We start from the raw sequence: 12,718 nt of genomic DNA, 5'->3' as shown, positions 1-12,718 counted from the left end.
CCTGCAGCTGGGTGCAGGTCGATATGTATGCCAATAATTGAGGACTTGAAAAGGGGGATTTTATTCAAATTTTGCTTCAGGCTTTATCAAGGGCGTTCGCTTGAAACTGTTTGCATAAGTTTTATATTTAGTTTTCTCGTTGGATTATTCTTGTATTTAGGTCATGCACCGGTTTCATGGTTGTCAATCGACATTATGGCATTCTTCTTGGATTGCTTGGCTTTAACACGAATAGTCTGGTGGCTACGAGTTCCTGGTAAAGGGACGAATATTTACGGCTATTTTCGGTGGGATAATACGATAGAAATTCATATCGGAAAGGTTAAATCACCAATGGAGTTTCAGCGTCGGATTAGAAACACAATCAAATATGCTCGTGAAAAAGGATATCTTATTGAATACACTTCCGGCATATTGACGCAGGTATGAGTTACGGTAATACATGAGACGAATTTGGCTATACTTTTTTTGGTATATGTCTGAGACTTTATTAGCCGGGCAGATCGCCTACAGTTTACTCAAACGGATGTTGTGTCGCTGTTGCGGTTCAGTAGAACCAGTAGCTAAAAGGAATCTACTGGTTCTCATTTCTCTTCACAGTTATAGAATGACGAGTGATCATATTAGGGTGTGATTATGTTATTGTTGGAGGATAAGTCTCAGTTATAAAGCAAGAAAGTATCACTTATAACTAGAAATTTTAGGAATGTAAGAATAACTTTTGTCTCAAGTATAGCCATTACTCATAGAGGCGTTGTCCAGCCCCCTTTTTGTATTTTGTACTGGCTTATTCCGCAATAGCGGGATTTATATTGGACGCTCTGTAGGCAGGAACGCCATTGATTAGCGCGGTTCTTAGTTGAATGTATCGGATACCATAATAGGTGGTTGTATTATTCAATCCAGAGGAAAGTACAGCTATTTTATAATATGAAAAAGGAATTTCATTACTAAACTGATAGGTTATTTTTGCAGTGCTTGGTACAGCCTCGACTTGTCCTAACCTATACCAGTTTTCTCCGTCACTCGAGCCATGAAACGAAAACGAAAGTATAAAAGCGCGAGAAGGTGGCTGGGCTAAGAGGATATCATTGATCGTTTTTCCCGTATCTAATTTGAAGATGATTTCCCCACCTTTACCACTTAAGCTGCTCTCCCAATAGAGATTATTATCGATCAAAACATTTTTCGGAAAAGTATTTTTGGTATCTCCATTCGTTGAAACGTTATCTTCAGCTATAACGACAGGTTCCATGGAAAACGAATAACTATCTGGATTTTGACTGAATTTTGTCATGTTGAACTACCTCCCTTAGTTATTATTTCTAATTTGCTAAATATGTTGTTGTATATGATCTATATGAAACTCTCAATGAATGTATTCCTTAATTAAAAAAGGCATAATCATAAATGAGTGGCCAAGCATTATAATAGCAACCAGTTATTTCATGACTATACTAGCAATGGACGGGATAAGAACCTACGTAATTAAAAAATTCAAACGATATAGGAGGAAATAAGAAAAGGGTGCTATTTTCGGGTCTTTAACAAGCTCATTCTAAAGGCTAGGCTAATTTATATCGAAAAAGATTGAGAGAAACAATATAAAAACTATTTTAGGTGCGAGAAGGAGAATGTATGGAATATGAAAATATACTCTTATTATTTAGCAGATGGCGTATTCCCTTTGGATTGGGAAGTTTGTTTTAATACTGTTGAGGAATACAAAACCAAATTATTTGAGAAGTATACCGCTTCCCAAGAGTCCAATGATTTTGTAATAGGTGGATTTCATGTGCTTACCGATAAAATAGATGCAATTCTGAATTATGCTTTAGAGGATTTTCAAAAAGAATTTCCTCATAATTATGAGTTGCGTTGTCCCGCAATGATCTTCCCGTTGCCAAGAGGCGATGAGAGTAATGGTGCTGAGTTCGCTATTATTTTAAAACGAGATGAAGATGGAGATACGATAGTCTATTCCCCACTTCCGATGTCATATTTAGAAAAAAGTTAATACTCTACTGAAAGAAAATGGGGAAATCAAGTGATGAATAATGTAAAGCTATCCCGTGTTTCCCTCTGGCTATAGGAGTGCGTTGATTTGTCGAAGAGATCTCTAAGTTTCAAATTAAGTATTGGAGATTGCTCCAGAAAGATATCCGGCAAATTGTTACGGAGCAGTTTTCGGAGTACAGGCACGGATGGGCACCTGCCTACATACAATAAACAGACCGCAAGCCCGGTAAGTAACAAAGGCCGGTAAGTTCGCAACTACCTCAGGAGGTGTCATCCGTGCCCGGACTATTTAGTGCTATCGCTCTGTTCATCAAGGAATTGACGCTACTCGTTTCCTATGTGAAAAACAACGCCTTTCCGCAGCCATTGACTGAGAAAGAGGAAGCTCGACACCTAAAGCTGTTTGCCGAAGGCAACGCACATTCCCGTAACACACTTATTGAACATAACCTAAGGCTGGTGGCCCATATTGTAAAAAAATTCGATAACACCGGCGAAGATTTGGAGGATCTTATATCCATCGGCACCATTGGACTGATCAAAGCTATTGAAAGCTTTCAGACCGGAAAAGGAACAAAACTGGCAACATTTGCAGCCCGTTGTATAGAAAATGAGATTCTGATGCATTTAAGGTCCCTGAAAAAGACACGCAAAGACGTATCTCTCCACGATCCTATAGGGACTGACAAGGAAGGAAACGAGATTACTTTAATTGATATCCTTGGTTCCGAGGCGGACGATATTGTAGATAAGGTACAGCTCAAAATCGAGAAGAGCAAAATCTATCGCAATCTGGATATTTTAGATGACCGTGAAAAAGAAGTGGTGATTGGCCGATTTGGTCTGGAAGCTGGAGGAGAAGAACGAACACAGAGGGAAATTGCACGAGAACTGGGAATTTCACGCTCGTATGTGTCACGAATTGAAAAGCGCGCGCTGATGAAGTTGTACCATGAATTTTACAAGCAGAAGGGATAATGGATAAGGAGATATTTGAAGCCGCGTTGCTCTTGTAGAGAACGCGTTGTTTTCTAGTTCATTTATTCAATTCCGAGTCTTTATTCAAATGATCTCCAAAAAGGATCTTCTCCTGACCAGCAAACAGCATACACTTGTCTTTTGTCTTTATCAACATGCTCTGTACTCGTACTACCGTTTTTTTCGCTTAAATAATAGCTATTTTGCTATGTATTTTCATTTAAAACGCAAATAAAAGCCTGTAGTGGTTTTCTGCACTACAGGCTAAAAATGCTTGATATTATTGGGTATTTTTACTTCGTCAGGACAAGCTTTTTCGCTAGTCGGCTCTCTTGGAGTGAATTTATTTTCCTACATACTCATCCAAAAAGCGATCTACTGTTTTGAAATATTCAGTGGGGTAATGGTTGATGGCATCGATGTGCTCCGTATTTTGCGGGTACCATACTTCTGCTTTTGGGTTATCTTTTAAGGACTCGTAAATAATTTCTGTATTTTTATAACTGATTTGCTGATCTCCAGTACCATGAATGAGCATAACTGGCTTGTCTTGCATCTTTTTTACCGCATTCATAGGAGATATGGAATCAAGATCAACCTTAAAGACCCAATTTGCCATCCATGTCGATGTATAACTGAATGGAAGTGCAGGTAGACCTGAAAAGTAGGGCAAACCCTCTCTCAGAAATAGACCAGCATTACGAAAAGGACTATCCGCAATTACGGCTTTGATGTCATCACTTTCACTTGCGGCTAGCAGAGAAGTAGCAGCACCCATTGAAAAGCCGATAACTCCAATGTTATCACCCGTATGGTCTCTGGATTTTAAGTAGCTTACAGCTCCTAGCAAATCGTATTTTTCATTGAGGCCCAGTGTAATCAAGTCACCATCGGATTTACCTTGCGAGCTGAGGTCAAATGCCAATACATTGTAGCCTTTCGGAACGAAATGCTCTACTAACTTTTGGGTCCGCCCTTTGACTAAACGATTGCTCGTATATCCATGGACGACAACAATCGTCTTATCACTTGGTTTACCAGAAAGACCACTTGCAGGAAAGAATGTACCTCTAATCGTATTATCATTTTTCAAACTCTTGAACTCGATCTCTTCGTAGGGTGTTTTATCGATATTCAATTCGTAGCTGACATTAGTGTCTCTAGGATGGTGCAACAAGGTGTCTACTACTTTATAAGATATAAAAAATACAAGAGCCATTACAAGCAGAAGCACGATTCCTAGGCTCCATAAAATTTTCTTCCGTTTTTTCACACGAACGTTAAATGTCAGATCGGGTTGTAATGATGTTTGACTCATTCAGACTCCTCCGGTTTTCTTCAGGTTGTATGGGTGCGAACAAATAAAAGGCATGCTCCTTCAGATTTTCCCACTCCGGATGCTGAATAATACTTTCTCCAAGAGTTAAGCCCACTCCATTTAAGAAAGAGATATAGGCACGAGAGATCATTGCTGGAGAAAAGCATTTGTTGAATTCCCCCATTAACTGTCCCTTAGCATAGATGCATTCGATCGCATCTGTCATTACCTTTACACTTTCAAGGACCTTCTGTGTAAGTTCAGGGAATCTTATTCGTTGTCCTAAGACAGATTGAACAAGCCGCAATTCATTTATATAGGAGTAGATATGGTTGAATTGTTCTGCCACCATGCTCTTAATCAATACGCCTGGTGTCCCTTCTTTTTTTAGACAAGCAAGCGATTTCACCTGAATATCAGCAAGCGGCTCAAGGACTGCGGCGTAGAATAAAGCTTCTTTGCTAGGAAAATATTGAAAAATGGTTCCAGGAGTCACTCCCACACTCTGCGCAATGATAGCCATTGTGGTATTAGAATATCCACTTTCTGCGAACAGGACAACAGCTTCTTCTAGGATACGTTTACGCCGCTCCAGTCTTTTTTCTTCATTGATGGGTCTTGCCAAATGTATTCCCCTTTCTTTAAACTAAACTTTCATTAATTAAATGATTGATTATTTAATTAATAATATATCTAAAATTATGACTTATAGCAAGAGTTAATTTATTTTACTTACGAGCAGGATGAACCTCAACATATAAAAATAAGCCGGAGTGCTGCCCAATATGCGCCTCAGGCTTGTTTTTATCAGATTATTTTGGATGAGTTAAACGTTCCGCCTTCCTTAAATTCGATAACACCGGCGAAGATTTGAAGGATCTTATATCCATCGGTACCATCGGACTGATCAAGGTCATTAAAAGCTTTCAGAATGGGAAAGGCACCAAGTTAGCAATATTTGCAGTTCGTTGTATAGAAAATGAGATCCTGATGCATTTGCAATCTCTGAAAAAAACACGCAAAGACGTATCACTCCATGATCCTATAGGGACTGAAAGGAAGGCAACGAGATTTGAATACAGGATTATGATTATGTCATCAGCTGGACGAATATCCTGACGGAGCGCGGACGTAGTGGCGAGTCTAAATTTTCGTACGATGACTCTACGAGAAAATTTGTTTATACTTTAATTACTTAATATGAAAGCAATGGATATGAGGTGAACTAATGATTCTGGTAAGTTCATGTTTGGCAGGCATGAAGGTGCGATATAACGGGACGGATAGCCTGGATGTACATATTCAGAAGTTGGTAGAGGAAAAGAAGGCAATGACGATCTGTCCTGAGCTACTGGGGGGCTTTATGACGCCGAGAGAGCCTGCTGAGATTGTTGGAGGGACAGGGGAGGATGTGCTGACTGGCACCGCCAAGGTGATCGAGTATTCAGGCAATGATGTCAGTGATATGTACATTAGAGGTGCGCACGAAGCTTTACATATAGCCAGAGAGGTTAACGCGTCACTTATTGTTTTAAAAGAAAACAGTCCGTCCTGCGGATCGGCAGCGATCTATAGTGGGGCATTCGAAAACCGTAAAATTGCAGGCAATGGGGTAACCTCAGCCTTGTTAAAAAGGGAGGGCTTTAAGGTCATATCAGAAGAACAAATATCGGAAATTTTCTTGCATGAGAATATGTAATGATAAAACAAGCGTCTTAATCGCTTACTGGCTTATAGCGGTAAGCGCAAGACGCTTGTTTGTGCTGTGTTCGTTTTACACCTGTGTATCACATTATTTGAGCTTTAATGCCAAAATCCCCAAATACTCCTTGAGGGCTGTCCCGGTTGTAGAAATAGCCCCAGCCGATGGTGAGAGCTTGGCAGCATATAGTGACAGCTTTTCACTTGCCAGATAGTCGGTTGGATAAGCTGTGGCTTGCATACCTGCACGCTGAAATTCCAGTGCAGCACGGGGCATATGGAATGCGGAGGTCACCAGAATAGGTTTTGTGAGCTGGTGCTGTTTTAAAATTTGGGAGGTATATACGGCATTTTGCTGTGTATTTAAGGAACGGTTTTCGATGAAGATGTCCTTTGCCGGAATACCGAGTCCTACTAGCTGCCTCTGCGCAATATTCGCTTCATTACCGCTGTCTCTAAACACTTGTCCACCGGAAAAAAGGATAGGTAGACCTGTTGCTTCATGCAGTCTGGCCGCAGTGAGCAGTCGGTTGGCTGCAGACCCTAGCAGATTACCTTGCCCGTTGATGTCGGGAGTTCCCTCTGTAGCTCCGCCCCCAAGTACGACAATAACATCGCCTTGAACAGTACGGGGCTGCGGGTACTGCTTTTCCAGACTACGGATTAACAAATCTCCAGCCAAATTAGTCGATGAAACATACAGCAGCAATGTAACAAGGAGCAGTACGACAGCAGGTTTACGCGCCCGTTTCCATAGCCAGATTACAAGCCCTGCCATCACGAGGATGAACAAACCGGGAGGAAGCACAAAGCTGTATAGAAATTTGATGAAATAAATCAAGTGCAGACAACCTCCTATCCTAATAAGCTTTATCTATTGGGTACATTGTAACATAGGCCAAAGACTGGATTCCTCTGTTCGAAAACCTATCCTATGAACAAACGCACTGGAGAAGCGGAGCTTTTACCTATATATTTTTGTTTGATAAAGTTGTCCCATAGGCGTAATATATAAAGTCTAGTGATTTTTTTCATAGAGGAGCGAGAGCATCATGGGAGAGTTGACGACAGCCAAGCGGATAATGATGATCGCGCTACTGGTCGTATTGTGGGGCATTTCTTGGCCCATCTATAAAGTTGCACTGGAATTCACGCCTCCCCTTTTGTTTGCAGGACTACGCACACTGTTGGGTGGCCTGCTATTGGGAGCGATTTTAGCACCGAGATGGAATCGCATTCGCTGGAAAGAAAATTGGCGGGTGTATGCTATTTCAGGTATTTTTAACGTAGTTCTGTTTTATGGCTTGCAAACCGTGGGGCTCATGTACGTTCCATCAGGTCTGTTCTCTGTGCTGGTATATCTTCAGCCTGTGCTGGTTGGCATTTTTGCATGGATGTGGCTGGGGGAAGCAATGTCCAAGCTCAAAGTGATTGGATTGATCATTGGATTTCTGGGCGTGGCAGCTGTCAGTATCGGAGGCTTTTCAGGACATGTGGCTATCGCAGGTGTAATCATCGCCATTATTACAGCAGTGAGCTGGGCGTTGGGAACCGTATATGTGAAAAAGGTCAACCAGCGTGTGGATTCGTTGTGGCTGGTCGCATTTCAATGTACGCTTGGAGGCATCGTGTTAACAGGAGCTGGATCGGTTACGGAAAGCTGGTCGGACATCGTGTGGAATGTTCCGTATGTGTCAGGGCTGGTATTCGGAACTGTGCTGGGAATTTCACTATCCTGGCTGCTGTATTTCACGTTGGTCAATTCGGGGGATGCCAGTAAGGTCGCTTCCTATACGTTTTTGGTGCCTGTGATTTCAGTATTTGTCAGTTCTATGCTGCTTCACGAATCGATTACGGCTTTTCTGCTGATCGGTCTGGTATTAATCGGCTTTAGCATTTATCTGGTTAATCGCAGAGTGAGGGTAGTGCGGCAAGCTTGAAATTAATATCTTAAAAAAGCAACAAGTAAGGACTCTGCTCAGGTAGCAGGGTCCTTTTTTATAGGTGACAGAATGCAGTGAATGATAGTAACAAGGTTCCCTCTCTAGGTAGTTGGTTAAGCTATGGATGACGGTACACTGTCAAAGAAGAAGGGAGATGCGGACGATGGCACGGAAATTGTTGATTACAGGAGCGGCGGGCACAATTGGGAAAGTACTCTATGAAGGGCTAAAAGCGGAAGGGAAATATGAAATAACCGCCGCCGATGTAAGGAGGGATGAAGAAGCAGGGATTGTCGAACTGGATATACATGATGCTGCAAGATTGGCTGAGCTTACACACGGAGTGGATACGGTACTACATTTTGCATGGATTAAGGATGAAGGGGACTTTCTCGGCAAAGTGCTGTCTGGCAATGTAAGCGGAGCTTATAAGCTGTATGAAGCTGCGGTTAAAAATGGGGTGAAACGCATTATTTTTGCCAGTTCCAATCATGCCACGGGGTTTTATAAGGTTGGCGAAACCATAGATGTAGAAGATCCCTACCGACCGGATAGCTTTTATGGATTGAGTAAGTGCTATATTGAACTGTTGGGACGGCTGTATGCCGATCAGGGCAAAATATCTTCAATGAATATCCGCATCGGTAATTTTCCTGGGGATGATCGACCGCATTCGGAGCGTGCTGCTCATATAGGGATCTCCGAGCGCGATATGATTCATCTGACCGTCTGCTGTATCGAGGCCCCTTCGGAGATGAGTTATCTTAATTTGTACGGTACGTCAGCCAATACGGATAATTATTATGACATTGGTTACTTGGAAGAACTAATCGGATATAAGCCGCAGGATAATGCCGCTGAGCTGCTGGAGCAGGCCAAGAAAAACGGATTTCGAGTAAAACAGGATGAAACCATTTTTCAGGGTGGGCAAAAGGAATAGAGCAGATCGTCCAAATATGCTTGACGAATGGGCTGAAGGCGTCGATCAGGCGCCTCATATCACATAAAACTTCACAAATATCAGAATTGTTCACTCCTCTGGACACTCCTTTGTTCATGAAGCATGAGAGGCTTCACTTTTCATTTTGAATGCGCTTACATAATATATAGTTATACGGCGGCAATGCTACAAACCTTGCAGTCGGTAATGTATATAGAGGGGGAGTGACTCACATTGAATCAGCCTATGCCCAAAAATTCTGCAATGCTTACGACGGATTCCCGCTTGAACGGTAGGCTGGGAACAGGCAAGAAACACGGTTTTTTCTATGAACTGATCCGCAATCGAGTATTGTTTCTGATGTTGTTACCTACTTTAATCTTTTTCTTCATAAATTCGTACATTCCTATGGTTGGCATTTATTACGCATTTACCCAGTTCGACTTTAATACCAGCCTATTTGAGGCCCAGTTTGTCGGACTCCAGAATTTTCGCTTTCTATGGCAATCCGGCACGCTGACCAAATTGACATTGAATACAGTTGGATATAATGCAGCGTTTATTTTACTCGGCAACGTGTTAGCGATTGTCCTCGCTATTTTGCTGAATGAGTTGCGAGGTCGCTACTTTAAAAAGATCACTCAATCTGTGATGTTTCTTCCATATTTTGTTTCCTTCGTTATTCTAAGTGTCATCGTGTACAACATATTTAATTATGATAATGGTTTTCTGAACACGTTGCTGGTGCAATTCGGTGGTGAACGCGTGGATGTGTATAACAAACCATGGGTGTGGATTTTCCTGATTATCCTGTTCTATTTGTGGAAAAATCTCGGCTACAGTATGGTGATCTACCTGGCAGCGATCACAGGGATCAGTGACGAGTATTATGAGGCAGCTAAAATAGACGGAGCCAACATTTTTCAACGAATTTGGTACATTACCGTTCCTATGCTCAAGTCAACATTCGTTGTGCTGCTGTTATTTGCACTGGGTAGTATTATGAAAGGACAATTTGATCTGTTCTATCAGTTAATCGGTAACAACGGTGTGCTGTACAATACGACGGATATTTTGGACACTTATGTGTATCGTTCCTTGAAAGTAACTTTTGATGTGGGTATGGCTTCGGCCGCAGGCGTGTATCAATCCCTGTTCGGATTTGTACTGATCATGACCGTGAACTATATCATTCGCAAGCTGAACGACGAATATGCCTTATTCTAGAAAGGAGGACCGAAACGGATGGCGATCAAAGAGGATGTATACACTCGACTTTTTAAAATTATCTCTTATGTGATTATCATTGTGGCATCCATTGCTTGTTTACTCCCGTTCCTACTTATTATTTCAGCTTCACTAACCAGTAATGAATCGATTATCAGGGATGGCTATCACTTCATTCCACAGCAATTCTCGCTGGAAGGATACCGGACGGTGTTCACCTTTCCTGAAGAGGTGTTGCGGGCATATGGGGTGACGATTTTTACCACGGTTGTAGGTACGACGCTGGGCCTGTTCCTGATGACGATGGCCGGATATGTGCTGGCACGCAAAGATTTTAAATACCGCAACGCGTTTTCATTCTATATTTACTTTACGACGTTGTTTGGAGGCGGATTAGTACCTTGGTACATTATGCTCACGAAGTATTTGGGGCTGCTAGATACGTATACAGTGCTTATTTTCCCGGGATTAATGACTCCATTTCTAATCATTTTGATGAAAAACTTCATTCGTTCCTCCATGCCGGAAGAACTGTTCGAGTCCGCTAAAATAGACGGTGCGGGTGATTTTAAAATTTACTATCGAATTGTACTGCCTTTATCTACACCGGGTATTGCCACTGTGGGGCTATTTCTGGCTTTGGCTTACTGGAATGACTGGTTTTCATCCTCACTCTTTATTAATGACCCGCATAAATACCAGTTGCAATACTATCTGTATAATGTCATTAACTCCATGCAATTTATTGCTCAAATGGGTGCAGGCACCGGCGTGTCCCTTTCCAACGATATGCCGACAGAGTCGACCAAAATGGCAATGGCGATCGTGGTTACGGGTCCCATTTTACTACTGTACCCGTTCATTCAGCGTTACTTTGTCAAGGGGCTGACGATTGGTGCGGTAAAAGGATAAGCGGCACTAAAGGCTGAGATGGCATGATGTGCTGACATTGTGCCATCCAAGCAGCACTTTTTGTAAGCGTTTTATTTAAACGGACTACCATTTCAAAGGGAGGATTCACATGACATTCACAAAGAAAAGAAAACAACGCATGTCCATCCTGATTGCAGTAATGGTTATCATGGCGCTCTTAGCCGGATGTGGGGGCGGTAGCGGAAACAGCGCACAAAAAGCAAATGGAGAGGATGATAAAGCCCAGAAAGTACAGCTGCAATTTTATATGCTGGGTGATGCTCCTAAGGATCTGTCTACCATTGAGGCAGAGATTAATAAGTTGGCAGAAAAAGATCTGAATGCCACCGTCAAATTTAACTATACGACGTGGACAGACTGGGATCAAAAATATAAGCTGTTATTGTCTTCGGGTCAGCCTATCGACCTGATCTTCACTGCAGATTGGACGCAGTATCAGGCCTATGCCAAGAAGGGGGCATTCCTGCCGCTAGACGATCTGCTGCCTAAGGCCGCACCTGCCTTGCAAAAATTCGTGCCTCAGGACATGTGGGATGGGGTTAAAATCGGAGGCAAAATTTATACCGTTCCTGGCACGTATAAAGAATATGTCACAAACGGTTTTGTATGGCGTGAGGATTTACGCGAAAAGTACAATTTGCCTAAACCGACAGACATCAAAAGTTACGAGGCTTACATGGACGGGATACGTCAGCATGAGCCTAGTATGAAAACGGTATCTTTGAACAGTGATATCAAGGGAAATCTGCATGATCGTTATACCGAATTAGTAACGAAGAGTGTAGGTGCTTTGCCTTATGGCATTGGCATCAAATATGAAAAACCAACAGAGGTATATAAGTATTGGGGCTCAGATGAACAAAAAGAAGAGCTGAATACTTACAAACGCTGGGCTGATAAAGGGTTTATTCCCAAAAACGTATTAAACGTAAAAGATACGCTTCAGGATCAAGTCACTTCTGGTAAAGCAGCGAGTATTTTTGGCGACAACCCAACCCGGTTTAATGATATGGTCATTAAGCTCAAAGCATCCCACCCGGACTGGAAGCTTGAGTACTATCCATTCCCGCTGACAACGGGCTATGCAACTCCGGTGCATCCGATTCATAATGGCTTTGCAATTCCAAAAAGCAGCCCGAACCCAGCCCGCGCGCTGGCCTTTTATGAAAAGCTTGTAACGGACAAACGCTATAACCTGCTTACGCAATATGGTATCGAAGGCAAAAACTACGAAGTCAAAGATGGTTACTATCAAATGATAGGTAGCGGTAGTACGAATGGATTTTCACGGGAAGGCATGAACAGCTGGGCTTGGCGTAACCCGGAATACATGCTGTTTGATTCAGGCTTCGACCGTGTGAAGAAGATTTTTGCGGAGCTGGATAAAATCCAGAAGCCTGATCTGTTTACTGGCTTTGCAGAGGACTATACGATCTACCAAGCAGAAAAAGCAGCATTAGAACAGGTCGAGAAGCAGTATCTGTATCCACTTCAAGCTGGGCTGATCGACAACGTTGATCAAGGTCTTGAGACTTTCATGCAAAAGGCGAACCAAGCTGGTTTGGAGAAGATTCAAACCGAATATACAAAACAATGGGAAGCCTATGTGAAGGAGAAGGGGATCAAGTAAAACGTTAAGAGCTGTGATCTAAAGTAAAA

Annotated in this window: 12 protein-coding genes and 1 pseudogene; 9 read left to right on the top strand and 4 right to left on the bottom strand. The window is 42.3% G+C overall.

All coding sequences use genetic code 11. From position 1 onward, the window contains the following. Positions 1–787: 787 nt before the first annotated feature. Positions 788–1,297 (bottom strand): discoidin domain-containing protein, encoded by a 510-nt coding sequence (locus tag MKX36_RS16875; RefSeq protein ID WP_025365396.1) that lies wholly within the window; start codon positions 1,295–1,297, stop codon positions 788–790. Between the two features lie 348 nt (positions 1,298–1,645). Here MKX36_RS16875 and MKX36_RS16870 point away from each other — a divergent pair, with 348 nt between their 5' ends. Both MKX36_RS16870 and sigK read left to right on the top strand, forming a co-directional pair. After that, the gene (locus tag MKX36_RS16870; RefSeq protein ID WP_025365395.1) at positions 1,646–2,017 is read left to right on the top strand and encodes a hypothetical protein; all 372 of its coding nucleotides are present in this window, start codon (positions 1,646–1,648) and stop codon (positions 2,015–2,017) included. A gap of 278 nt (positions 2,018–2,295) precedes the next feature. Beyond that, a complete protein-coding gene (gene sigK / locus MKX36_RS16865; RefSeq protein ID WP_025365394.1) occupies positions 2,296–2,997 on the top strand; it encodes an RNA polymerase sporulation sigma factor SigK in 702 nt (233 codons plus the stop codon). 343 nt (positions 2,998–3,340) lie between these two features. On the opposite strand, the gene MKX36_RS16860 is transcribed toward sigK, so the two are convergent. Both MKX36_RS16860 and MKX36_RS16855 read right to left on the bottom strand, forming a co-directional pair. Continuing rightward, the gene (locus MKX36_RS16860) at positions 3,341–4,315 is read right to left on the bottom strand and encodes an alpha/beta hydrolase (protein ID WP_340865064.1); all 975 of its coding nucleotides are present in this window, start codon (positions 4,313–4,315) and stop codon (positions 3,341–3,343) included. Then, a complete protein-coding gene (locus tag MKX36_RS16855; RefSeq protein WP_340865063.1) occupies positions 4,278–4,940 on the bottom strand; it encodes a TetR/AcrR family transcriptional regulator in 663 nt (220 codons plus the stop codon). The genes MKX36_RS16860 and MKX36_RS16855 overlap by 38 nt, the downstream gene beginning before the upstream one ends. Positions 4,941–5,161: 221 nt before the next feature. On the opposite strand from MKX36_RS16855, the pseudogene MKX36_RS16850 reads away from it, so the two are divergent. Beyond that, a pseudogene (locus MKX36_RS16850) lies at positions 5,162–5,388 on the top strand (sigma factor); the annotation flags it as partial. A 155-nt stretch (positions 5,389–5,543) separates the two neighbouring features. Further along, entirely contained in the window at positions 5,544–6,014 is a 471-nt protein-coding gene (locus tag MKX36_RS16845; protein ID WP_017428199.1) for a DUF523 domain-containing protein, read from the top strand. A 93-nt stretch (positions 6,015–6,107) separates the two neighbouring features. Here the strand turns inward: MKX36_RS16845 and MKX36_RS16840 are convergent, their stop codons facing one another. Then, the gene (locus tag MKX36_RS16840) at positions 6,108–6,857 is read right to left on the bottom strand and encodes a YdcF family protein (RefSeq protein ID WP_340865062.1); all 750 of its coding nucleotides are present in this window, start codon (positions 6,855–6,857) and stop codon (positions 6,108–6,110) included. Positions 6,858–7,068: 211 nt separating this feature from the next. Between MKX36_RS16840 and MKX36_RS16835 the strand changes: the two genes are divergently transcribed. The 5 genes from MKX36_RS16835 to MKX36_RS16815 all read left to right on the top strand — a co-directional run bounded on the left by MKX36_RS16835 (position 7,069) and on the right by MKX36_RS16815 (position 12,689). Beyond that, positions 7,069–7,956 (top strand): DMT family transporter, encoded by an 888-nt coding sequence (locus MKX36_RS16835; protein WP_340865061.1) that lies wholly within the window; start codon positions 7,069–7,071, stop codon positions 7,954–7,956. 166 nt (positions 7,957–8,122) lie between these two features. Continuing rightward, on the top strand, positions 8,123–8,899 hold the full coding sequence (locus MKX36_RS16830; protein WP_340865060.1) for an NAD-dependent epimerase/dehydratase family protein: 777 nt from the start codon (positions 8,123–8,125) through the stop codon (positions 8,897–8,899). Positions 8,900–9,133: 234 nt separating this feature from the next. Then, the gene (locus MKX36_RS16825; RefSeq protein ID WP_016821653.1) at positions 9,134–10,126 is read left to right on the top strand and encodes an ABC transporter permease; all 993 of its coding nucleotides are present in this window, start codon (positions 9,134–9,136) and stop codon (positions 10,124–10,126) included. Positions 10,127–10,144: 18 nt separating this feature from the next. Further along, on the top strand, positions 10,145–11,038 hold the full coding sequence (locus MKX36_RS16820) for a carbohydrate ABC transporter permease (protein ID WP_016821652.1): 894 nt from the start codon (positions 10,145–10,147) through the stop codon (positions 11,036–11,038). 109 nt (positions 11,039–11,147) lie between these two features. Next, complete coding sequence (locus MKX36_RS16815) at positions 11,148–12,689, top strand: extracellular solute-binding protein (protein WP_340865059.1); 1,542 nt, start codon at positions 11,148–11,150, stop codon at positions 12,687–12,689. Positions 12,690–12,718: the final 29 nt, after the last annotated feature.

The organism is Paenibacillus sp. FSL W8-0439 (assembly GCF_038008995.1).
Taxonomy (GTDB): Bacteria; Bacillota; Bacilli; order Paenibacillales; family Paenibacillaceae; genus Paenibacillus; species Paenibacillus polymyxa.
This window is presented reverse-complemented; position numbering and strand designations above follow the sequence as displayed.

Bases quoted from the DNA above. Each gene is read 5' to 3' on its own strand.
- MKX36_RS16830 (WP_340865060.1), top strand. From the start codon at position 8,123: ATGGCACGGAAATTGTTGATTACAGGAGCGGCGGGCACAATTGGGAAA.
- MKX36_RS16820 (WP_016821652.1), top strand. From the start codon at position 10,145: ATGGCGATCAAAGAGGATGTATACACTCGACTTTTTAAAATTATCTCT.
- MKX36_RS16815 (WP_340865059.1), top strand. From the start codon at position 11,148: ATGACATTCACAAAGAAAAGAAAACAACGCATGTCCATCCTGATTGCA.
- MKX36_RS16835 (WP_340865061.1), top strand. From the start codon at position 7,069: ATGGGAGAGTTGACGACAGCCAAGCGGATAATGATGATCGCGCTACTG.
- MKX36_RS16845 (WP_017428199.1), top strand. From the start codon at position 5,544: ATGATTCTGGTAAGTTCATGTTTGGCAGGCATGAAGGTGCGATATAAC.
- MKX36_RS16875 (WP_025365396.1), bottom strand. From the start codon at position 1,297: ATGACAAAATTCAGTCAAAATCCAGATAGTTATTCGTTTTCCATGGAA.
- MKX36_RS16860 (WP_340865064.1), bottom strand. From the start codon at position 4,315: ATGAGTCAAACATCATTACAACCCGATCTGACATTTAACGTTCGTGTG.
- MKX36_RS16870 (WP_025365395.1), top strand. From the start codon at position 1,646: ATGAAAATATACTCTTATTATTTAGCAGATGGCGTATTCCCTTTGGAT.